The 20,637-nt window shown below is 65.7% G+C and carries 16 protein-coding genes, 1 pseudogene and 1 riboswitch; of the genes and pseudogenes, 5 read left to right on the forward strand and 12 right to left on the reverse strand.

Features of this window, described 5'->3' with window-relative positions; genetic code table 11:
• Positions 1–18: 18 nt before the first annotated feature.
• The 4 genes from GD429_RS27695 to GD429_RS27710 form a co-directional block, all read right to left on the reverse strand.
• On the reverse strand, positions 19–966 hold the full coding sequence (locus tag GD429_RS27695) for a GlxA family transcriptional regulator (RefSeq protein ID WP_152861721.1): 948 nt from the start codon (positions 964–966) through the stop codon (positions 19–21).
• A gap of 235 nt (positions 967–1,201) precedes the next feature.
• Positions 1,202–3,715: an EAL domain-containing protein gene (locus tag GD429_RS27700; RefSeq protein WP_152861723.1), complete on the reverse strand. Its 2,514-nt coding sequence runs from the start codon at positions 3,713–3,715 to the stop codon at positions 1,202–1,204.
• Positions 3,716–4,087: 372 nt separating this feature from the next.
• Positions 4,088–5,401 (reverse strand): EAL and HDOD domain-containing protein, encoded by a 1,314-nt coding sequence (locus GD429_RS27705; protein WP_152861725.1) that lies wholly within the window; start codon positions 5,399–5,401, stop codon positions 4,088–4,090.
• A gap of 216 nt (positions 5,402–5,617) precedes the next feature.
• Positions 5,618–7,321 (reverse strand): methyl-accepting chemotaxis protein, encoded by a 1,704-nt coding sequence (locus tag GD429_RS27710; protein WP_152861727.1) that lies wholly within the window; start codon positions 7,319–7,321, stop codon positions 5,618–5,620.
• Positions 7,322–7,776: 455 nt separating this feature from the next.
• Positions 7,777–7,914: riboswitch (yybP-ykoY riboswitch) on the forward strand.
• Between the two features lie 112 nt (positions 7,915–8,026).
• Here GD429_RS27710 and GD429_RS27715 point away from each other — a divergent pair.
• On the forward strand, positions 8,027–9,037 hold the full coding sequence (locus tag GD429_RS27715; RefSeq protein ID WP_152861729.1) for a sodium:calcium antiporter: 1,011 nt from the start codon (positions 8,027–8,029) through the stop codon (positions 9,035–9,037).
• 145 nt (positions 9,038–9,182) lie between these two features.
• On the opposite strand, the gene GD429_RS27720 is transcribed toward GD429_RS27715, so the two are convergent.
• The 6 genes from GD429_RS27720 to gstA form a co-directional block, all read right to left on the reverse strand.
• Positions 9,183–9,578, reverse strand: a complete 396-nt coding sequence (locus GD429_RS27720) for a copper-binding protein (RefSeq protein ID WP_152861731.1) — start codon at positions 9,576–9,578, stop codon at positions 9,183–9,185.
• Positions 9,575–12,793: an efflux RND transporter permease subunit gene (locus tag GD429_RS27725; RefSeq protein ID WP_152861733.1), complete on the reverse strand. Its 3,219-nt coding sequence runs from the start codon at positions 12,791–12,793 to the stop codon at positions 9,575–9,577. Before GD429_RS27725 ends, GD429_RS27720 begins: the two co-directional genes overlap by 4 nt.
• Entirely contained in the window at positions 12,790–14,319 is a 1,530-nt protein-coding gene (locus GD429_RS27730) for an efflux RND transporter periplasmic adaptor subunit (protein ID WP_152861735.1), read from the reverse strand. Before GD429_RS27730 ends, GD429_RS27725 begins: the two co-directional genes overlap by 4 nt.
• 11 nt (positions 14,320–14,330) lie before the next feature.
• A complete protein-coding gene (locus GD429_RS27735; RefSeq protein ID WP_152861737.1) occupies positions 14,331–15,623 on the reverse strand; it encodes a TolC family protein in 1,293 nt (430 codons plus the stop codon).
• A gap of 91 nt (positions 15,624–15,714) precedes the next feature.
• Positions 15,715–16,101 carry a hypothetical protein gene (locus GD429_RS27740; RefSeq protein WP_152861740.1) on the reverse strand — a complete coding sequence of 129 codons (387 nt, stop codon included), beginning with the start codon at positions 16,099–16,101 and terminating at the stop codon, positions 15,715–15,717.
• A gap of 106 nt (positions 16,102–16,207) precedes the next feature.
• Positions 16,208–16,840 carry a glutathione transferase GstA gene (gene gstA, locus GD429_RS27745; RefSeq protein ID WP_152861742.1) on the reverse strand — a complete coding sequence of 211 codons (633 nt, stop codon included), beginning with the start codon at positions 16,838–16,840 and terminating at the stop codon, positions 16,208–16,210.
• A 136-nt stretch (positions 16,841–16,976) separates the two neighbouring features.
• Here gstA and GD429_RS27750 point away from each other — a divergent pair, with 136 nt between their 5' ends.
• Positions 16,977–17,369: a winged helix-turn-helix transcriptional regulator gene (locus GD429_RS27750; RefSeq protein ID WP_152861744.1), complete on the forward strand. Its 393-nt coding sequence runs from the start codon at positions 16,977–16,979 to the stop codon at positions 17,367–17,369.
• Between the two features lie 24 nt (positions 17,370–17,393).
• Positions 17,394–17,762, forward strand: a complete 369-nt coding sequence (locus tag GD429_RS27755; protein WP_152861746.1) for a hypothetical protein — start codon at positions 17,394–17,396, stop codon at positions 17,760–17,762.
• On the opposite strand, the gene GD429_RS27760 is transcribed toward GD429_RS27755, so the two are convergent.
• Positions 17,759–18,307 carry a YbhB/YbcL family Raf kinase inhibitor-like protein gene (locus GD429_RS27760; protein WP_227791770.1) on the reverse strand — a complete coding sequence of 183 codons (549 nt, stop codon included), beginning with the start codon at positions 18,305–18,307 and terminating at the stop codon, positions 17,759–17,761. The two genes, GD429_RS27755 and GD429_RS27760, sit on opposite strands and share 4 nt — an antisense overlap.
• 454 nt (positions 18,308–18,761) lie before the next feature.
• On the opposite strand from GD429_RS27760, the gene GD429_RS27770 reads away from it, so the two are divergent.
• Positions 18,762–19,646: a helix-turn-helix transcriptional regulator gene (locus GD429_RS27770; protein WP_152861748.1), complete on the forward strand. Its 885-nt coding sequence runs from the start codon at positions 18,762–18,764 to the stop codon at positions 19,644–19,646.
• Positions 19,647–19,833: 187 nt separating this feature from the next.
• Positions 19,834–20,045 (forward strand): annotated as a pseudogene (locus GD429_RS27775) (arginase family protein); the annotation flags it as partial.
• Here the strand turns inward: GD429_RS27775 and GD429_RS27780 are convergent.
• On the reverse strand, positions 20,046–20,450 hold the full coding sequence (locus GD429_RS27780; protein WP_152861750.1) for a nuclear transport factor 2 family protein: 405 nt from the start codon (positions 20,448–20,450) through the stop codon (positions 20,046–20,048).
• Positions 20,451–20,637 lie beyond the last annotated feature (187 nt).

The following is a 20,637-nucleotide window of genomic DNA, read 5'->3' on the forward strand; positions in this document are numbered from 1 at the left end:
CAATAGCCCGGCGCTCGATCAGCGCGCACTGTTCAATCTGCTCTCGCGCCGGATCGCCTGCGGAGGGTGGCCATACAGTTTGATAAAGGCCCGCCGCATGCGTTCCGGATCAGTGAATCCCACGGCCAGAGCAATTTGTTCGATGGGCTCACTACCGTCCTGCAGGCGCAGCCTCGCAGCTTCGACGCGCAAACGTTCGACCGCCTTGGCGGGCGTTTCCCCGGTTTCCCGACGAAACGCTCGTCCGAACTGCCTCGGGCTCAATCTTGCCGCATCGGCGAGTCGTTCCACCGGTAGCGCTTCGGCCAGATGTTCTCTCGCGAAGTTCAGGGCGATGCGGATACGATCCGATTCAGGCTCCATTTGCGACATGGCGGAGAATTGGGACTGCCCGCCCGGCCGACGGTACGGAACGACCAGCAGCCTGGAAACAGCGCGCGCGACGTCCGCACCCATATCTCTTTCGATCAAGCCGAGCGCCAGGTCAATTCCGGAGGCAATGCCCGCCGACGTCCAGATGCGGCCGTCTACGATATAGATGCTATCGCCCTCGACCCGGGCGCGAGGGAAGCGGGACTGCAACAGCGCAGCGTATCGCCAGTGCGTGGTTGCTCTCAAGCCGTCCAGCAAGCCGGTTTCCGCAAGCAGAAACGCTCCGGTACACACGCTCGCCACCCGCGACGCCCTGGCGCACAATTTCCTGGCAGCGGCGATGTTCTCCGGTGTCTGCATCGGGCCGATATCACCGCCCACGAAAACGACGGTGTCGAACATGCGCCTTCCGACCGGCTCGGTCTCGATCGAAAGGCCGGTATTACCACGTACCGGGCCTCCAGACTGCGAGATGACATGAAGATCGTACGGAGTATGGCCAGCGGCTCCGGCCACCTGATTAAAAGCCGACAGTGGCCCGCCAAGATCGAGCGCGTCGTGGCCGCTGCAAACAAAAAACCCGATTCGATGCATGACGGAGTCGTTAGCCGAATACCCTGAGAAGGCGTATTTTACGGAAATCCCTCAAATCGTGTCATGCAGGCGGAAATGACGGCAAATCGTCATTTGCCCCTCATCCGCCCGCTGAAGCGTCATTGGAACGGTAACGACTTCGACCGGCTACGTGCCGCGCGGCAGCCGGTCCGCGCCGCATGCGTCAGTCGACCCGCCGGCGCGTGAACGCGCCGCGGCGCGCCCCGCGACCGGCTCACTCCGCCAGCAATTCAGCGCCGCGGCGCGACGAGATGCCGACCAGCTGGTCGGCGGGCTGCGGCCGCGCGAACAGGAAGCCCTGCCCCTGGTGGCAACCGATCTCCTGCAGGAAGGCCAGCTGTTTCGCCGTCTCGACGCCCTCCATCACGACATCGAGCCCCAGCGCGCACCCCATCGCAACGATTGCGCGCACGATCGCATCGTCCGTGCTGCCCGAACCGCAGTCCGCGAGGAACGACTGATCGATCTTCAGCGTATCGACGGGCAGATCCTTCAGATACACCAGCGACGAATAACCCGTACCGAAATCGTCGATCGCCAGGCTGATCCCCCGCGTCGCGAGTTCGCGCAGCAGGATGCCGATTTCCTCGCGGGTGTTCATCGCCATGCTTTCGAGCAACTCGAGCTGCAGGTATTCGGCCGGCAATGCGGTTTCGCTGAGAATGGTCGTCAGGTCGCTGAGGAAGTGATCGGTAAAGCACTGCCGTGCCGACACGTTCACCGACACACGCCCGAACTCGAAGCCCTCGTCGAGCCAGCGGCGCGCCTGCCGGCAGGCTTCGTGCAGCACCCACCTGCCGATCGGGACGATCAGCGCGGACCGCTCCGCCAGCCCGATGAAGTCGCCCGGCGGCACCAGGCCCCTGCGTGGATGCAACCAGCGCAGCAGTGCCTCCACGCCGACGATCCGGCCGCTGGCCAGATCGTATTGCGGCTGGTAGAACAGGCGGAATTCATTCTGCTCGAGCGCGCGGTGCAACTCGCCGAGCGTCTCCAGCTGCTCGATCGCCGACGACGTCATCTTGCTCTCGAAGAACTGGAACACGTTCCTGCCGCGGCTCTTCGCGCCGTACATCGCCTGGTCCGCGAGCAGGATCAAGTCCTCCGCCTCGGTGCCGTCGTCCGGATAGATGCTGATGCCAATGCTCGGCGTCACGAAGATCTCGCGATCGCCGATATCGATCGCCCGTCCCACTTCGTCCAGCAGCTTGCGCGCCACTCGCCCGACGTCGCGGACATCGTCGACCTCCTCGAGCACGAGCGCGAATTCGTCGCCGCCCATGCGCGCCACCGTGTCGTTCGCGCGCACTTTCGCGACGATGCGCTCCGCGACCATCTTCAGCACCTCGTCGCCGGCGTTGTGGCCGAGCGTATCGTTGACCAGCTTGAAGCGGTCGAGATCGAGGTACATCACCGCGACCTTGCGACCGAGCCGCTTCGCGTGGACGATCGCGTGCGAGAGCCGCTCCTCGAACAGCATCCGGTTCGCGAGATTGGTGAGCACGTCGTGCGTGGCGAGATAGCCCAGCCGCTCCTCCGCCTGGCGCCGCTGCGTGATGTCGGAAAAGATCGCCGCGTAGTGAGAGATCTCGCCCTCGCTGTCGCGAATGCTGGTGATCGTCAGGTATTCGAGAAACAGCTCGCCGGTCTTGCGGCGATTCCAGATTTCGCCTTGCCAGTGGCCATCGGTCGTCAGCGAATGCCACAGCTGCTTGTAGAAATCGGGCGTCTGGCGCCCGGAACTCAGCAGGCCCGGGTTGCGCCCGATCACTTCGTCCTCGGTGTACCCGGTCAGGCGCGTGAAGGCCTGGTTGACGCGCTCGATCCTCGCGTGCCGGTCGGTCACCATGATGCCTTCGAGTGCCGATTCGAACACCCGATCCGCCATGCGCAGGTTGAAGCGTGCGAGACCCAGCGCTTCGTCGCGCTCGCGCAAGGCGCTGCGCAGCTCGTTCGCGTATTCGTGCTCGATGCTCTGCAGCACGTCCGCGAAACAGAGCAGCCCGGTCAGCCTGCCATCGTCGTCCTGGATGCCGACATGCCGCATATTGTGCTCGGTCATGAAGCGCTGCGCCGCATACAGGCTCTGCTTGGCGGTCAGCATCTGCAGCGGCTTGCTCGCGTAGGCCCCGACCGCGCCTTGGGCCCCGCCGTCCGCCAGGAGCCGGACGATGTCCCGTTCGGTCAGGATGCCGTGCTCGCCGTCGTCGTAGCCGACGAGGATCGCATCGAGCCGTTGCGCGCGCATCCGCGCGATGACTTCGTGCAGTGCGGCCTGCTCGGGCACCACAACGGGCGGATGGACGCAGATCGATTCGATCGGCTTCAGGTGCAGGAAAAATTCCGGCCCCTGGTTCACCACGACGTCGGTCTGCGTCAGCACGCCGATCGCGGCGCCATCCCGGACCACCACGAAGTGCCGCACGCCCGACTGCTTGAACTTCATCGCGGCTTCACCCAGCGGCATATCGGCCTCGAGCGTCAGCACCGGATGGCTCATCACCTCGCTGACCGGCCTATCGAGTTCGCGCGAACTGTCGCCGGCCGACAGTGCATCATGCTCGGTCCAGATCCCGACGACCTGTTCATCCTGCATCACGACGATCGAGCTGCAACGTTCGGCGAACATGCGTCGCGCGACCTCCCGCACCGGCGTGGCGGGCGCGCAGGACAGAATCTGACGCGCAACGAGGCGCGCAATCGGAACATCGTAGCTGTTCGGATACATTCTCTAACCAAGACGAAAAATCCTCGCCGGCGCACGTCGATCCGGCAACCTTCGGGCTCGCCTGCGGCGGCTGGCAAGATACGATCTCACTTGCCTCGAATGGTTGCGTACTCATCGAACTCGCAAACGGGGAATTGACCCATCGCTTGAGGCGTCGTGGCGACGCGCGCGGCACTTTGGCCCCGAGACCACGGTCGACGCCCCCTTGTCCGGCGAATCCACATGCCGGAGCACCGCCCTCTCAGGGGCAGCCGCCCTGAGTTAACGGCAGATTCGGACAAGAGTTGAGTGCCGCGACGACATCCGGTTTGCGCGGCGGCAAGTCGAGCGGCTACGGGCAGGGTGAGGCCGACGGCGCGGCCATCGCCCCCCTTATTGCGAGGCTCGCTGCGGGCGGTGTGCGGGTAGCCCACGCACCTGATCGTCGTACCAGGCGGCGGCGGCAAGCCAGAGCATGGTCAGGTCGTTGGGGGCGAAGCTCGGCAATCCATTGCACGCTGCGCGGATTGCGTTGAACTCCCCCGATTCGGCTGCCTCGCTGGCGTTCAATAGCAGACCCAGCTCGCCATGCCGTTCGAGCAGTGCCCGCCGGATATCGGCGTGAATCGGCAGCGTAGTCACGACGTCCTCGATCGTGCTGCCGAACAGCACATGAACCAGCGAGAACACGCCCGCAATGAACGCGGTCTCGGCAAACCGATCGTCGTCGGGCCGCAGCCGGCCGGCGGCAAGTTCCATGAATCGCGCACGCGTGCCGCACAGCTGCGCCAGCGGATCGGAGCGCAACGCGTCCAGACGTTCGTCTGCAAACAGGAGCAACTGTGCCCAGCGCGTGATTTGCCGCGTGCCGACCAGCATGATCGCCTCACGCAGCGATGAAACTGCCTGGCTAAGCCCGACCGCGCTCGAATTGAGCAGCATCAGCAGTTGAATGACGAGGTTCGGGATCCGCTTGAGTTCGGCTTCGAGTTCCACAATCTCCGGTTCGCCGCCCAGAAGCACGAGCAGGCGCAGCAGCGCGTCGCGCGATGGCGTGATGCGCCGCGATGTCAGCACCTGCGGCTTCGCAAAGTAGTAGCCCTGAAACAGGTCGAAGCCGGCGCGCATGGCGGCAGCATGGTCCTCCGGCGTTTCGACTTTCTCGGCGATCGAAACCTTGCCGTGCTGCCTGACGGCGTCGATCAGTTCGGCAAGGTGTTCGTGCGGGCATTCGAGAAAATCGATCTTGACGATATCGACGTAAGGCAGAAACTCGAGCAGGCGCGGGCAAACCCGAGAAACGTCATCCAGCGCGAGCCGGTAGCCCGCGCGCCGCAGTTCGTTACAGCGCCTGCAGAGCGCCTCGTCGAACGTCACGGTTTCGAGGATTTCGAGTACGAAGCGTTCGCGCGGCAACAACCGGACGATGTCGGACATCAGCACCGTCCGGTCGACGTTCACATAGCCGGTGCGATCGCCCAGTGCAGCGTTGAGGCCAATATCGCCGATGAGTCTCTCGATGACCTGCGCGGTGGCGGCAGCGTCATCCGTGATTCGGGCGCGATTGGCTGCCCCGGAGCGGAACAGCAGTTCGAATGCGTTCAATACTCCGCTGCGGTCCAGAATCGGCTGCCGCCCGAGGTAGACGTATTCCGGTGTGGCGGCTGTGCTGTCCGACGTCGGTTGATCGTCGGCGGGGCCGGGCAACGGTGCTCTGGTATTCAATCTTGAACGATTCCCGTTGAGTTGAGGTCTCGCGGATGCCAAGCGGGTATCCGTCGCATCCGGGGAGTTCGTTGCGCTGATGACTGGCGTCGTCTCCGGCTTCTTCAACGCTCACGAAGACACATGATAACCGTCCGTGCCGGCGCCGAGCCGCGCGGTTTGCTCCGCCTGTCGGTCACTCGCGACGCGGATGGCCGCCTAGAAGCTGTCCCATTCTCCAGCCGCTGCGGTTTGCGCTGCCGGAACGGGCTGCGGTGCGGGCCGATCCGGGGCCGACCTGGCCGGGGTCCGGGCGCGCGTCGGCGCCGCGGTCGTGTGCGTTTGCGTGACAGGGCGGCTGACTTCGGCGTCGCGTGACGCGTTCAGTCTGAACATCGAAACGGACGCTTTCAGATCGTTCGCCTGCGACTCGAGCGAGCTGGCGGCGGCCGCCGCCTGTTCGACCAGCGCCGCGTTCTGCTGCGTGACTTCGTCCATCTGCGTGACGGCCTGGTTGACCTGGCCGATACCCTTGCTCTGTTCCTGCGATGCGGCGGTGATTTCCCCCATGATGTCCGTCACGCGCCTGATCTCGTACGTAATCTCGCGCATCTTCGCACCCGCTTCCCGTACATGGCCGGCACCTGCCTGCACGCGCTCCACGGAATCGTGGATCAGCTCCTTGATTTCCTTGGACGCCGCCGAGGAGCGCTGTGCCAGCGAACGTACTTCCGAGGCGACCACCGCGAAACCCCGTCCCTGCTCACCCGCCCGCGCCGCTTCGACAGCCGCATTCAGCGCGAGGATATTGGTCTGGAACGCGATGCTCTCGATGATACCGACAATGTTGGCGATCTTGTCCGAGCTGGCGTTGATGCCATCCATGGTTTCCACCACGCGTGACACGACAGTGCCGCCCTGCTCCGCCACCTGGGCAGCCTGCGCGGCGAGTTGGCTGGCCTGACTGGCATTGTCGGCATTCTGGGTGACGGTAGAGGTCAATTGCTCCATGCTGGCCGCCGTTTCCTCGAGCGAGGCGGCCTGCTCTTCGGTGCGCTGCGACAGGTCCTGGTTGCCCGCCGCGATCTGGTGCGTGGCGGTAGCGATCGAGTCGGCCGAAACCTTGATCGTACCGATCGTCTGCGTGAGCTGCTCCTGCATGCGCTTCATCGAAAAAAGCAGGCTCGAGCGGTCGTGCGGTGCGGTCTTCACCACGGCGGTCAGATCGTTGCCGGCGATCCGGTTTGCAATCTCGGCGGCATAGGACGGCTCACCGCCCAGTGAGCGCAAGATGCCGCGGTTGAGCAGCAACACGACAATCGACAGCGCGACGGCCAGCACCACCAGAATCCCGAGGCTCTGGTACAGCGTCGAGCGGAATGCAGCATCGAGGTCGTCGACATAAAGCCCCGTCATGAGAATCCAGTCCCACGGCTGATAGGTCAGGTTGTAGACGATTTTCGGAGAGGCTTCGGTTCTCCCCAGTTTCGGAAAGGAATACGCGGTAAAACCCCGGCCGGCATGCTTGATGACGGCGACCGTGTCCCTGAAGAAGTAGACGCCGTTCGGATCCTTGAAATCGCCGACGTCCTTGCCTTCCAGTTCCGGTCTTGCAGGGTTCATCAGCGCCATCGGCTGCGAATTGAGGATCACGAAGTAACCGTCTTCGCCGTACCGCATGTTCCGGACGCTGTCCAAGGCCCGCTTCTGGGCATCCGCTACCGGCATGGCGCCGGCGGCAGCCTGATCGCCAAGGGTCTTGACCGCACTCAGCGCGATCTCCGCTGCGTGTTTCAGGTCCGCCTTGCGCTCCTCCAGCCGCATTTCTCGAGTCTGGTAAGCGTTGTAGACCGATATGCCGGCGAGACACAGCAGGCTCAGGATGAGTGGCAACCAGAGTTTCTGCGCAAATGACAGCTTCATGTGCTTACCGACCTTGCAGATTGACCAACGGGGAGGAGAAGGTACGACGCTCACTCTGCAGAGTGAGCGTCGACGGAATACTTGCAGCAGATAACGGCCCGAGATCGATCGCGATTAGCAGTCGATTCTGGAGCGGTCCCTTACGGTACTTGCCAAAATGATGGCTGCCGATATGTGATAGGAGCAGGCGCGGGCGCCACGGAAAAAAATGCCGGACGCCGGAACTGGAGCTCGAGGGAGCGGACAGGAGACGATCAGCGCCCGGCGGATTCCTGCACATTCAGTGCGACAAAGGCCAAGAGGCGTGTCAACGGCCGCTTACGATCAGGTGACGGTCATACACGATAGTTGGCATGAAGGGCGGCTCGGGGTCCGACAGCGACATCCACGGAAATCCGCGAAGAAACATTTTTCGAGACGAAGGCTTGTCGAAAGAAATCCGCTCCGCTAGACTGCCGTTCGTCTTTGGGGAGTAGCCTGCTTTCCGCCTCGCGGAAAGCGAACGCGTCAACACACTCGGCTTTCGGCCGTGGCGCGTTCGGCCGATTCGGTCTGGCGAGACCATGGGCACATCGCGTCGTTCCTGGTCGGACGTCGGCGGATGTGCCATGGTTCGTCAGCGTCCGACCACGGAGTCCCCATGTTCCTCCCCGCCGTTCCCCCGCGCCCCATCGCCCTCTACGCACCAGCCTGCAGAGGTGCCGCATGACTTTCATGTTCGTCGAACTGGCGTTCATGCTGCTCGTGATCCTCGTGGCCGCCGAAGTCTTCACCAATGCGCTCGAACATCTCGGCGAACGCCTGAAGATTTCCGAAGGCGTGACGGGTTCGCTGTTCGCGGCCGTCGGCACCGCGCTGCCCGAAACGATGGTGCCGCTGCTCGCGCTGGCCGGCGGCACGGCGAACCAGGCGGTGAACGAGGAAATCGGCGTCGGCGCGATTCTCGGCGCGCCGCTGATGCTCGCGACGCTGACCACCTTCCTGATGACGCTCGCCGTGATCCGCTCGCGCGGGCTGCGCGGCACGATCGCGCCCGAGCGTACCGGCTTCGTGCGCGACATGAACTACTTCCTGGCCGCGTTCTCGCTGGCGACCGCGGCGATGTTCGTCCCGCATCACAACTGGGCCGTGCGCGCGCTGCTTTCCGCGATGCTGGTCGGCATCTACGCGATGTACGTCGTGATGACGTTCCGCGCGTCGAGCCAGCTCGTCGATGCCGGGCACGGCACCGAGGCGATGCACACGATGTTCCTGGCGCGCACGGGCCTGCCGACCAACCTGGCGACCATCGCGCTGCAGTTGCTGCTCGGCGTCGCGCTGCTGGTCGGCGGTGCGAAGGGCTTCATTCACGGCGTGGAAGGCGTGTCGCACGTGCTCGGCATATCGGCGCTGCTGCTGTCGCTGATCATCGTGCCGATTGCCACGGAATTACCGGAGAAGGTCAACAGCGTGCTGTGGATCCGCCGCAAGAAGGACACGCTCGCGTTCGGCAACATCACCGGCGCGATGGTGTTCCAGGGCACGCTGCTGCCGGCGATCGGCATCATGCTGACGCCGTGGGAGCCGCGCCCCGAAGTGCTGACCGGCGTGATCGTCACGCTCGCGGCGGCGGCCTGGCTGCGCGTCAATGCGCGCAAGCGCGGGCTCGCGATCTGGGCGTTGCTGGCGAACGGCGCGGGTTATGTGGTGTATCTGTTTCTGACGCTGGCGCGCTGACGCCGGGATCGGGCGCATTGCCCGACACGCACACGCGCGCGGACGCGGACGCGGACGCGGACGCGGACGCGGCAACGTCGGCCGCGTCCGTGCGATGCGGTTCACTGCATTGACGCGGGCGAAAGCAACACCCGCATCCGGACGATCAGGATGCCTTGACGAGCTTGACGATCGTCATCGTGCCGTTGACGTTCTCGATCCGGACCTTGACCTTGTCGCCCACATGCACCTGCTCGAGCATGGCCGCATCCTTCGCCTTGAACGCCATCGTCATCGGCGGCATCCCGACGTTGTCGAGCGCGCCGTGCTTCAGCGTGACCTTGCCGCTCGCGGCATCGACCTTCTTCACTTCCGCATCGGTCAGCGCGGCGTGCGATGCGGCCGAGCCGTCGGACGACATCTTCATGCCGGACATGTCCATGCTCTTCATGCCGGACATGTCCATGCCCGACATGTCTCCGGCGGCAAAGGCGGGGGCGGCGAAAGCGCCGATCGAGAGAGCGGCGGCGGCGGCGGCGGCGGTAATCATCAACTTCTTCATCGAGGTTCTCCAGTTTGGGTGGATGGCACGTTCATGCCGGAAGGCACTGCAGGTGAAACTGCGGGGAAATGCCGCGCATCGCTCGCTCGCCGCACACGACGGCGCTGAAGCAGAAGCCACGCGGCGGGAATGACGAACATCGACAGCAGCGGCGCGGTGACCATGCCGCCGACCATCGGCGCGGCGATGCGCTGCATGACTTCGGAGCCGGCGCCGTGCCCGACCATGATCGGCACGAGGCCGGCGAGCACGACGGCAACCGTCATCGCCTTCGGCCGCACGCGCAGCACCGCGCCTTCGCGAATCGCATCGAGCAGCAGCGCATCGGTCAGCGGTTCGCCGGCGTCGAGCCGGCGCGTCAGCGCGCCTTTCAGGTACAGCAGCATCACGACGCCGAATTCGGCGGCCACGCCCGCAAGCGCGATGAAACCCACCGACGTCGCGACGGACACCGCATGGCCGAGCCCCCACACGAGCCAGAAGCCGCCGACCAGCGCGAACGGCACCGTCGACATCAGCAGCAGCGCGTCGGCCGCCGAGCCGAACGTGAGAAACAGCAGCACGAAGATCACGACGAGCGTCACCGGCACGACGGTGCGCAGCGTCGCCGCCGCGCGTTCGAGATACTCGAACTGCCCCGACCACGCGATCGAATAGCCGGGCGGCAACGCGACCTGCTGCGCGACCGCCTGCTGCATCGCGCGAACCGCCGTGCGCAGATCCGTGCCGCGGATATCGACGTACACGTAGCCGGACAGCCGCGCGTTTTCGCTTCGGATCATGGGCGGGCCATCGGCGATCGCGATGCGCGCGACGTCGCCGAGGCGGATCTGCGCGCCGCGCGCGGTGACGACCGGCAGTTGCCGCAGGTTATCGAGCGAATCGCGGATCTCGCGCGGATAGCGGATGTTGATCGGAAAGCGCTCGCGCCCCGCGATCACTTCGCCGACATCGTCGCCGCCGACCGCCGACGACACGACCGACTGGATATCGGCCACCGACAGCCCGTAGCGCGCGGCGGCGAGCCGGTCGATATCGACGTCGACGTAGCGGCCGCCGTTCAGCCGCTCCGCGAGCGCGGACGTGACGCCCGGCACGCGCTTCACCGCCGCCTCGACCTGCGTCGCGATCGCGTCGATCCCCTTCAGGTCCGGCCCGGAGATCTTCACGCCGACCGGCGTCTTGATGCCGGTGGACAGCATGTCGAGCCGGTTGCGGATCGGCGGCACCCATACGTTCGACAGGCCCGGCACCTTCACCGTGCGATCGAGTTCGTCGACGAGCTTCTCCGGCGTCATGCCGGGCCGCCATGCGCTGCGCGGCTTGAAGCGGATCGTCGTCTCGAACATCTCCAGCGGCGCGGGGTCGGTCGCGGTATCGGCGCGGCCCGATTTGCCGAACACGGTGTCGACCTCGGGCACGGTCTTGATCAGCCGGTCGGTCTGCTGCAGCAGCTCGCTCGCCTTGTCGGCCGAGATGCCCGGCAACGCGGTCGGCATGTACAGCAGGTCGCCTTCGTCGAGCGGCGGCATGAATTCGCCGCCGAGCCGCGACAACGGCACGGCCGTCAGCACGAGCGCGACAAGGGCGATGCCGATCGCGAACCACGGGCGCCGCAGCGTCGCCTCGAGCAGCGGCCGGTACAGACGGATCAGCACGCGGTTGATCGGATTCGCGTTCTCGTGCGGAATGCGGCCGCGCACGAGATAGCCCATCAGCACCGGCACCAGCGTCACCGACAGCCCGGCGGCGGCGGCGATCGTGTAGGTCTTCGTGAACGCCAGCGGCGCGAACAGCTTGCCCTCCTGCCCTTCCAGCGAAAACACCGGAATGAACGACAGCGTGATGATCAGCAGCGAGAAGAACAGCGCCGGCCCGACTTCCGCGGCCGACGCCGCGACGAGTTCCCAGCGGCGCGCGGCCGTGATCGGCTCGCCGGGATGCGCGTGGTCGTAGGCTTCCAGATGCTTGTGCGCGTTCTCGATCATCACGATCGCCGCGTCGATCATCGCGCCGATCGCGATCGCGATCCCGCCGAGCGACATCAGGTTCGCGTTCACGCCCTGGTAGCGCATCACGATGAACGCAGCCAGCACGCCGAGCGGCAGCGACAGGATCGCGACGAACGCGCTGCGCAGATGGAACAGGAACACCGCGCAGACGATGCCGACGATCACGAATTCCTCGATCAGCTTGTCCTTCAGGTTGCCCACCGCGCGCTCGATCAGTTGCGAGCGATCGTAGGTCGTGACGATCTCGACGCCGGGCGGCAGCGAACGCTTCAGGTCGGCGAGCTTCGCCTTCACCGCGTCGATCGTCGTCAGCGCGTTCTTGCCCGAGCGCATCACGATCACGCCGCCCGTCACCTCGCCCTGACCGTTCAGCTCCGCGATCCCGCGCCGCATCGCCGGGCCCACCTGGATGCGCGCGACGTCGCCGAGCAGCACCGGCGTGCCCGCGTCGTCGGTGCGCAGCACGACATGCCTAAAATCGTCGAGCGTGCGCAGGTAGCCGGACGAACGCACCATGTACTCCGACTCGGCCAGCTCGACGACCGAACCGCCGGACTCCTGATTGGCCTGGCGCAGTGCGTCCGCAACCGCCGCCTCCGTGATCCCGTACGCGCGCAGCTTGTCGGGATCGAGCACGACCTGGTACTGGCGCACCATGCCGCCGATGCTCGCGACTTCGGATACGTCCGGCACGGCCTTCAGCTCGAACTTCAGGAACCAGTCGTTGAGCGCGCGCAGTTGCCCGAGATCGTGATGGCCGGTGCGGTCGACCAGCGCGTACTCGTACACCCAGCCGACGCCGGTCGCATCCGGCCCGAGCGACACGGTCGCGCCTGCCGGCAGCCGGCTCTGCACCTGGCTCAGGTATTCGAGCACGCGCGAACGTGCCCAGTACGGATCGGTGCGATCGTCGAACAGCACGTAGACGAACGCGTCGCCGAACGACGAGTACGCGCGGACGGTTTTCGCGCCGGGCACGCCGAGCAGCGTCGTCGTCAGCGGATAGGTCACCTGATCCTCGACGACCTGCGGCGCCTTGCCCGGATACGATGCCTTCACGATCACCTGCGTATCCGACAGGTCGGGCAGCGCATCGAGCGGCGTCTGCCGCAGCGAATGAACGCCCCATGCAGCGATCAGCACCGTAGCGAGCAGCACCAGGAAGCGATTGTCGATGGACCAGCGAATGATGCGCGCGATCATCGTTCGCCTCCTTGCGGTTCGACCTTCGTCAGCCGGTAGCCGTCGTCGGTCTGCGTGAACGCGAAGCGCACCGTCTGCCCTGGCTTCACGTCCGGGAACGCCCGTGCCGACGGCTTGCCGAACGCCATCGTCATCGCGCCCCAGCCGAGCGCCGGAACCGGCTGATGCGAGAACGTGATGTCGTCGGCCGTGACCTTCTCGACCTTGCCGGTCGTTTCGTAGATCGGCGACGCCGCCGCGGACGATGCGGGTGCGCTTGCTCCCGCGGCCCGCTCCAGCTTCGGCAGCACGCTTTTCAGGCTGGCTTCCGAATCGATCAGGAACTGCCCCGATGCGACGACCGTATCGCCTTCGTTCAAGCCGTCGAGCACTTCGGTGTCGCCGCCGACGTCGTTGCCCACCGTCACCGATACCGGCTGAAGCCGGCCGTCGCCGTTCTTCACGATGACGATCGTGCGCTTGCCGGTCGCGATCACCGCTTCGGACGGCACGAGCAGGCGCGAAACCGACTCCTTCGCGGCGACACGCACGCGCATCAGCATGCCGGGCGTGAGCTTCAGCGATGCGTTGTCGATCTCCACGCGCGCCTGCAGCGTGCGGCTGCCGGTGCTGATGCCGGGCAGCACTTCGCGGATGCGCCCGGTGAAGTGCCGCGCCGGATCGCCCGCGAACGTCGCGTCGACCGACATCCCCGGCTGCACGTTCAGCGCAAGTGCTTCGGGTACCTCGACGATGAGCCACAGCGTCGACAGCCCGGCGATCTTCGCAAGCGTCTGCCCGGGCGCGACCATCGCGCCGTCCCGCACATTCAGCTCGCTGACGACGCCGGTTTCCGGCGCGCTCAGCACGACGTGCGTCTGCGCACGGCCGGTGCGATCGAGATTCGCGATCATGCCGTCGGGAATCGACAGCGCCCGCATCCGCGCGCGCGACGCATCGAGCAGGCTGCCGTCCATCCCGCCGCGCTTGAGCGCGAGATATTCCTCCTGCGGCGCGAGCCAGTCCGGCACGAACAGCGACGCGACCGGCGCGCCCTTCGCGATGCGCTGCATCGGCGCGCGCGCATACAGACGGTCGATATAGCCGGTGACGCGCGACTGGACGACGTCCGCGCGCGATTCGTCGAACTGCGTGGTGCCCACCGCGTCGAATCCTGCCGCCGTCTGCTCGCGTCGGACGGTCGCGTAGCGAATGCCGAGGTTCTGCTGCAGGCCGGGATCGATCCGGATACCTGACGAACCGCCGCCTTCGTCCGCATAGACGGGCTGCAACTGCATGTCCATGAACGGCGATTTGCCCGGCTTGTCGAAGTGCTGGTTCGGCACCATCGGATCATGCCAGTACAGCACCTTGCGTCCTGTCTTCGGATCGGTCGCGCCTGCAGCGGCGACGGCAGGCGCTGCGGCCGCTGCCGCCATCCCCGCGCCGCCCGCCGCGTGGCGGACGCCCGCGAAATAGCCGGCGCCGAGCAGCGCCGCGGCAGCGAACGTCAACAGCGCCGCGCGCGCCAGTGATTGCTTCGTCATGAGGTTCTCCTTCACTGCGCGGCGGCCAGCGTCGCCGGCACGACCTGATATTCGAGCTGTGCCCAGGTCTGCGACACGTCGCGCCTGAGATCGAGCACCTGCAACTGCGCTTCCAGTTGCGCACGCCGTGCGGCGAACGTGTCGGCAAGCGAACCCGTGCCGGCCCGGTAGGCGGCGTTGGCGAGCTGCACGCGCTGATCGGCGGCGGGCAGCAGCGATGCGCTCAGGTTCGCGATGCGTTCGCGGCCGTTCGCCAGCGTTTCGGACTGCGTGCGGATATCGGCCTGTACCTGACGCAGCGTGTCCTCGTACATCAGCCGCACCTTCGTCGCGAGCGCGGCCTTCTCGGCGACGTCGCGGTTCTGGCGGTTCTTGCGGTTGATCGGCAGCGGGATCGATACGCCGACCGATACCATGTTCGAATACGCGCCGCCGCGCTGCTGGTACGCGACCTCCCACGTCCAGTTCGGGCTGCGCTCGCTGTTCGCGACCGCGGTGTCGGCTTCGGCAACCGCGATGTCGTCCGCGGCGGCGACGAGCGCAGGTTGCGACAGACGCAGTTCGTCCGGCGGCAGCGACGACACGAAGGACTCGGGCGCGGGCGGCGTGCCCGTCACGTCTGCAACCGGCGTGGCCGTCCAGCGGGCAAGCGCGATGAGTGCGGAACGATATGCCTGCTGCGCCTTTAGCACCTGATCCTGCGTTTGCGCGAGCATCGCGCGGGCCTGCACGACGTCGCCCGCGCTCGCCTTCGCGCCGCGATACGACGCCTGCGTCGCGTCGAGCTCATGGTTCATGTGCGCGAGCAGCGCCTGCTGAAGCGCGAGCGCCTGCTTTGCGTAGACGGCGTCGAGCCAGGCCGTCGCGGTCTGCCGGCGCACGGCGGCGAGCTGCACGAGATACCCCGCGCGTTCGCGGCCGACCTGCTCGTCGGCCAGCGCGGTGCGCAACCTCCGCTTGTCGCCGGACACCCATTCCTGCTCGATGCCGATGCGGCGCATCGTCATGAAGTCCTGGCCGATAGTGAAGCGCTGCCCGCCGTTGACCGGCAGGTTGTCGATGCCGGCCTTGAGCATCGGGTCCGGCAACTGGCCGGCCTTGACGGCCGCTTCCGAACTCGCGTGCACCGAAGCCTGCGCGGCCTGCATCGAAGCGGAACGATCGGTGGCGGACTGCAGCGCGGCGTCCAGCGTGAATGGCGACTGCTGCGCGTGAACGGCGCCCGTCACCAGCAGCACGGCCCACAGCACGGGCGCGCGCCGACACGCACGCCGCGTGCGCGGCGTGCCGAATTCGAATGACATGGTTTAACCCCAACATCGGAATCCATAGGGATTCCACGTCCTGAGCACAGGACGAACCTCACCGCGTGGGCGGTGAACCGGTCGGATGGGATCAGCTAATGCGTGGAGGGCGCCACAACCCGCTCGGGTCGCGGACCGGGACGGACTGCGTGTAGTGGAAGACGATCGTGCTGGCAAATGCAGCGGGACGGGTGACGTCGACGCGGGCGGCCGGGTGATAGAGACTGCCGAACTGGCATTGGGCCGTCACCTTGCAGGCCACGGTCTTGGCTTTGGCCTTCGCTTTCGCGCTGCTGGCGGCGGGCGACTTCATCGAATCGCAATCGCTCATGTCGGCGGACATCTTCATGCCGGTATCCGCTTCCATCGACATCGTGTGCTGCATCGGACATTCACCGGTCAGGCCGCTGGCTGCCAGCCCGCTGATGGGCAGCACCGCGCAAAGCAGCAGCAGGATGAAGGTCCGAAGCAGTTTCATGGCGGCGATTATAGCGCGGCATTTTGCTGCGTGGCGGCGCCTCGATAGCGCAAAACGGTCGCGGTGCGACGGGATGACGCGCCGTATCCGCGACCGTCGCCGCGCGCTACCGCGACAGGCCGTCCGCCGCCAGCACGGCCTGCACCGCCGGCCGTTCCCGCACGCGCTCGTACCACGCCCGCAGATGCGCATACCGGCTCAGGTCGATATCCGCGTTGTACACCGAGCGCATCCAGTCGGCCTTGCCCCAGCCGGTCAGCGCGAACAGGTACGCATCCGCAACCGTGAACGTGTCGCCCGTGACGAACACCTTGCCGTCGAGCTGACGGTCGATCCATGCAAAGCGGCTGTCGAGCTTCTGCCGCGCCGGCTCCACGTACTTCCCCGCCTGCACCGCATACAGCAGCGGGATGAAACCCTTGTGGATCTCGGTACCGAGGAAGTTGAGCCATTCCATCAGCCGGTAGCGCGCGAGCGTGCCGTACGCAGGCGCGAGCGCGGCATTCGGGCGCAGATCCGCGAGATACTGCGCGATCACCGGCCCTTCGCGCAGCATCGTGCCGTCGTCGAGTTCGAGCAGCGGCACGTAGCCGAGTTCGGTCACGTCGTAGTAGTTGCTTCCGCATTCGACGACATGCTTGCGCGCGTCGACGTTGACGATCTGCGCGTCGATGCCGCCTTCGTGCAGCACGATGCGGATCGCCTGCGAACAGCTGCCGGGAGCGTGATAGAGCTTCATGCGTTTCCTTGGTTGGTTGTCCGTGTATCGATTCGCCGCGACGCGGGCGCTAATATCTCGCATCGGCGCATGGCCGGGAAGACGGCAGTCGTTTGTGCCGTAGTCACAAAAAGTTTACCGACCAGGGTTCATCAGGATGAAAACGAGTGCGACAGGATGTTCCGTTGAAGAAGCGATGCGCATGCTCGGCGGCCGCTGGCGGCTGTTGCTGGTGTCGTATCTGCTCGACGGGCCGCGGCGCTTCAGCGACCTGCGCCGCGACATGCCGGGCATCTCGCAGCGCATGCTGACGCTCGACCTGCGCGCGCTCGAAGACGCGGGGCTCGTGCGTCGGACCATCTATCCTGAAGTGCCGGTGCGCGTCGAGTACGATCTGACCGCGGACGGCGACCGGCTGCGGCCGGTGGTCGACGTGATGCGCGAATTCGGGCTATGGCTGAAGGCGCGCGATGCCGATGCGTCGTGCGATACCGGTGTGACGCCCGAAGCGGCGGAGGCGATCGAAACGGCAAGCCGCTCACCCCAATAACCTATTACGCAGGAACCTACGTTCATGGACCTTCACGCTACCGTCGGCGCGGCAACGTCCGACCTCGACGACGACGAAAGCTTCGCCAGCATCTACTGTCACGACGCGGAGCAGGATTATTGCTTCGCACTGTCGCGCTTTCCGGACGACACGCTGATCGAAGTGATGGTGCGCGACCAGATCAACTGGCGCGTCAAGGATCTGTCGGTGCGCCTGACGGACGACACGATCGACGTCGAGATCGAACCGGGCATCGCCGCGCGTCTCGACGGCCAGACGCGCTATGTGATCCATCTCGCACCCGGCCAGTACGATCCGGTCGCGTTGCGCGCCGCACTGAAGGAGATCTTCGTCGGCAAGAGCGGGTATCGCGACGACAGCGCGGCCGGTTAGCGGCTCAATCGCACAGTCATCGTCGCCTTCGCGATGGCCTGGTAGTGAGCGGTAAAGCCGACGACCGCAGGCGTCGCGTCACGCTCGACCGGCAGCGTCGCCACCTTGAGCGCGGTCAGCGCAATGACGTAGCGATGTGTCTCGCCCTGCGGCGGGCACGGGCCAAGATAGCCGGCGTGGCCGGTGTCGTTCTTCATCGGGACGGCACCCGCCGGCAGTCTGGCAATGTCACTTCCCGAACCGGGCGCGATGCCATGAGCCGACGCCGGGATATCGGCGACGACCCAGTGCCAGAATCCGGAGCCCGTCGGTGCGTCGGCATCGAACATCGTCAGAAGGTAGCTTTGCGTTCCCTCCGGAACACCGCGCCACCGTATGGATGGCGAAATGTTTTGACCGTGGCAGCCGAAGCTGTCCGATACCTGCGCGGGATCAAACACGCCGCCGGCGAGCTCAGCGCTTTCGATCGAGAAATCGCCTGCTCGTGCCGTACCGGCAGCGATCATCGCAACACAAAGGGCGAAACCGGGCTTGAATGTCTTCATCGTCAACCTCACCAGCAAGCAGGAATGGAACGGACATTCTTGTCATCACGCCGATCCTGAACAAGGCGGGCAAAGGTACCGGTATCGCGACTACCCGGCAACCTCCGGCCATGTCGGTCCCGCTCGCGGAACATGCCGGATGCCGGTACATTGGCGGCAAACGGAAGCCGGGCCCCGCCGGCCGCTTTCATCCTCATCCGCGCCTTTCATCCCTGATCCGACCATGACGCGTCCCTCGCGACTCAGTTCGCTGCTCCACGGCTCCATGCTGCTGCTCGCTGCCTGTGCGTCGATTGCGCCCGCCGCGCATGCGGCCAGACTGACCTGCCACCTTCGGGGGGACAAGCGATGTCTTGCGAAGCGCGAAGTCGCAAGGACACCTGCCGGTGTTTCCCCTTAATGACGTTTTTCACCGCAATCGCTACAATCCCGCCGCTTCTCACCGGGGAACCGCATGCCGCAGAACGTGAACCCCTCCCACCGCGACAACGACCGCTTCAACGTGTCGTTCAAGGCGCTGGGCGAGCTGATCGAGACGGTCGGCACGCCGCACTTCGTGCCGCGCCTCACGCAACTGCTGAACGACGTGGTGCCGCTCGACGTCGCGCACGTCGAACGCTCGCGCGTCGACGGCACGATGCCCACGGGCTATCGATGCGAATGGATCGGCAGCAGCGGCATCGGCACCGCAACGTCGGACATCTCGGACGTGATGACGCTCTACTACGAGCGCTTTCTCGACAGCGACCCACTGTTCGCGGGGCTGCGCGGCAAGACCGGCACGATGCTCGTCGTGCGCGACATCGCGGCGATCCCGCCCGGCGAATTCCGCCAGCGACTGTTCGATGACGTCCATATCGGCCACGAATGCGTGCTCGCGCGCGGCACGCGCTATTCGCAGCATTCGATCGCGCTGGAGCGCGGCCGCGACCGGCCGCCGTTCACGCTCGCCGAGATGAATCGCTTTCGCAGCATCAGCGACGTGCTGTTCCCGCTGCTCGAACTGCATGCGTCGACCACCGCCGTGCGGCGCGTCGCGCACCTGGCACCCGAAGTCCATCCGCTCGCGCAGTTCGATGCGCGGATCGCGGCCGACGGCGTGAAGCTGTCGAAGCGCGAATACGAAACCTGCAAGCACCTGATCTCCGGCAAGACCGTGCCGGAAACCGCCGGGATCCTCGGCGTGCGCGTCGCGTCGGCCGAGTCGTACGTGAAGCGCGCGTTCGCGAAGCTGGGCGTGCGCACGAAACGCGAGCTCGCCGCGTGGGGTTCGGCCAGCACCGCGTTGCCTCCCGCCGGATCGCACGACGGCGCCGCGCCACCCGCGATCGCCCGCTGACCTGGCCAGGCCGCGCGGCCGCCTACGGTTGCGCCGCGTCGATGCGCCGGCGCCGCTCGCATCGAGCCCCGTCGATGTAAGCGTTGCGACTTCAAAATCTTCGCGCGGGCGTTCTCCTCTACCAGCGGCCGATCGCTTCACACCAGAAAGAGGAGACGGCCCCGAGCCCCACGAACCGAACCAGCCGATGGGCGGCAACGAAATGCCGCGCTTTGGCGGCATCGCCACGATATGCGACTGCCGCAGGCCGCGACGACCGACGGCCTCGACGTGTGCTTCGTCGGCGTGCCGCTCGACCTCGGCACGTCGAACCGCTCGGGTTCGCGCTTCGGCCAGCGCCAGATCCGCACCGAATCCGTGCTGCTGCGCCCGTACAACCTGGCCACGCGCGCCGCGCCGTCACTGTCGATGGGCCGCCGCTTCCGCCTCGGTATCGTGATACTCGGTAAACGCCGTGATCTTGCCGTTTTCGATCGTGATCAGATGCACCCACTCGTCCTCGTACGTGCGCCCGGTCGAGTGGACATACCAGCGTTGTGTGCCGAGTACGACGACCCGGTTGCCGCTGGCGATGAATTCGAGCGGCTCGAACCGTTCCGCGGTCTGCGTCGACGCAAGCGCCCCGAAAAACGCCGCGACCTCCTGAGGCCCATGTCGTCTGCCGGCGAACGGAATGAAGCTGGTCGGCCCCGGTATGAACCAGTCGACGCTATCGGATAACGTCTGCAGGATGCCGTCGATATCGGCCCTGCCGAACGCCGCGTACGCCTGTTGCACCAGTTGAATGTTGCTTTGCTCGGTCATCGTGACCTCCCGTCATCGCCGGTTCGCAGCGTTGCGACGCGAAGCGCGGGCTGCAGTCAATTCAGCATAGTCGAACCGCAGCGCGACACACTTAGGGTTGGCGAGCAATCGAGCGGCACGGATTTGATATGAGCAATCCGGGGCACCGCTATCCTGCCGCGACGATGACATGCGCCCGAATCTTGCC

The sequence above is a fragment of the Burkholderia sp. BE17 genome (genome assembly GCF_009362305.1).
Classification (GTDB): domain Bacteria; phylum Pseudomonadota; class Gammaproteobacteria; order Burkholderiales; family Burkholderiaceae; genus Burkholderia; species Burkholderia pyrrocinia_C.

Excerpts from the sequence above, each read along its gene's own strand:
- GD429_RS27700 (WP_152861723.1), bottom strand. The coding sequence starts at position 3,715 with ATGTATCCGAACAGCTACGATGTTCCGATTGCGCGCCTCGTTGCGCGT.
- GD429_RS27695 (WP_152861721.1), bottom strand. The coding sequence starts at position 966 with ATGCATCGAATCGGGTTTTTTGTTTGCAGCGGCCACGACGCGCTCGAT.
- GD429_RS27710 (WP_152861727.1), bottom strand. The coding sequence starts at position 7,321 with ATGAAGCTGTCATTTGCGCAGAAACTCTGGTTGCCACTCATCCTGAGC.
- GD429_RS27755 (WP_152861746.1), top strand. The coding sequence starts at position 17,394 with ATGGACCTTCACGCTACCGTCGGCGCGGCAACGTCCGACCTCGACGAC.
- GD429_RS27740 (WP_152861740.1), bottom strand. The coding sequence starts at position 16,101 with ATGAAACTGCTTCGGACCTTCATCCTGCTGCTGCTTTGCGCGGTGCTG.
- GD429_RS27750 (WP_152861744.1), top strand. The coding sequence starts at position 16,977 with ATGAAAACGAGTGCGACAGGATGTTCCGTTGAAGAAGCGATGCGCATG.
- GD429_RS27770 (WP_152861748.1), top strand. The coding sequence starts at position 18,762 with ATGCCGCAGAACGTGAACCCCTCCCACCGCGACAACGACCGCTTCAAC.
- GD429_RS27780 (WP_152861750.1), bottom strand. The coding sequence starts at position 20,450 with ATGACCGAGCAAAGCAACATTCAACTGGTGCAACAGGCGTACGCGGCG.
- gstA (WP_152861742.1), bottom strand. The coding sequence starts at position 16,840 with ATGAAGCTCTATCACGCTCCCGGCAGCTGTTCGCAGGCGATCCGCATC.
- GD429_RS27720 (WP_152861731.1), bottom strand. The coding sequence starts at position 9,578 with ATGAAGAAGTTGATGATTACCGCCGCCGCCGCCGCCGCCGCTCTCTCG.
- GD429_RS27730 (WP_152861735.1), bottom strand. The coding sequence starts at position 14,319 with ATGACGAAGCAATCACTGGCGCGCGCGGCGCTGTTGACGTTCGCTGCC.
- GD429_RS27725 (WP_152861733.1), bottom strand. The coding sequence starts at position 12,793 with ATGATCGCGCGCATCATTCGCTGGTCCATCGACAATCGCTTCCTGGTG.
- GD429_RS27735 (WP_152861737.1), bottom strand. The coding sequence starts at position 15,623 with ATGTCATTCGAATTCGGCACGCCGCGCACGCGGCGTGCGTGTCGGCGC.
- GD429_RS27760 (WP_227791770.1), bottom strand. The coding sequence starts at position 18,307 with ATGAAGACATTCAAGCCCGGTTTCGCCCTTTGTGTTGCGATGATCGCT.
- GD429_RS27715 (WP_152861729.1), top strand. The coding sequence starts at position 8,027 with ATGACTTTCATGTTCGTCGAACTGGCGTTCATGCTGCTCGTGATCCTC.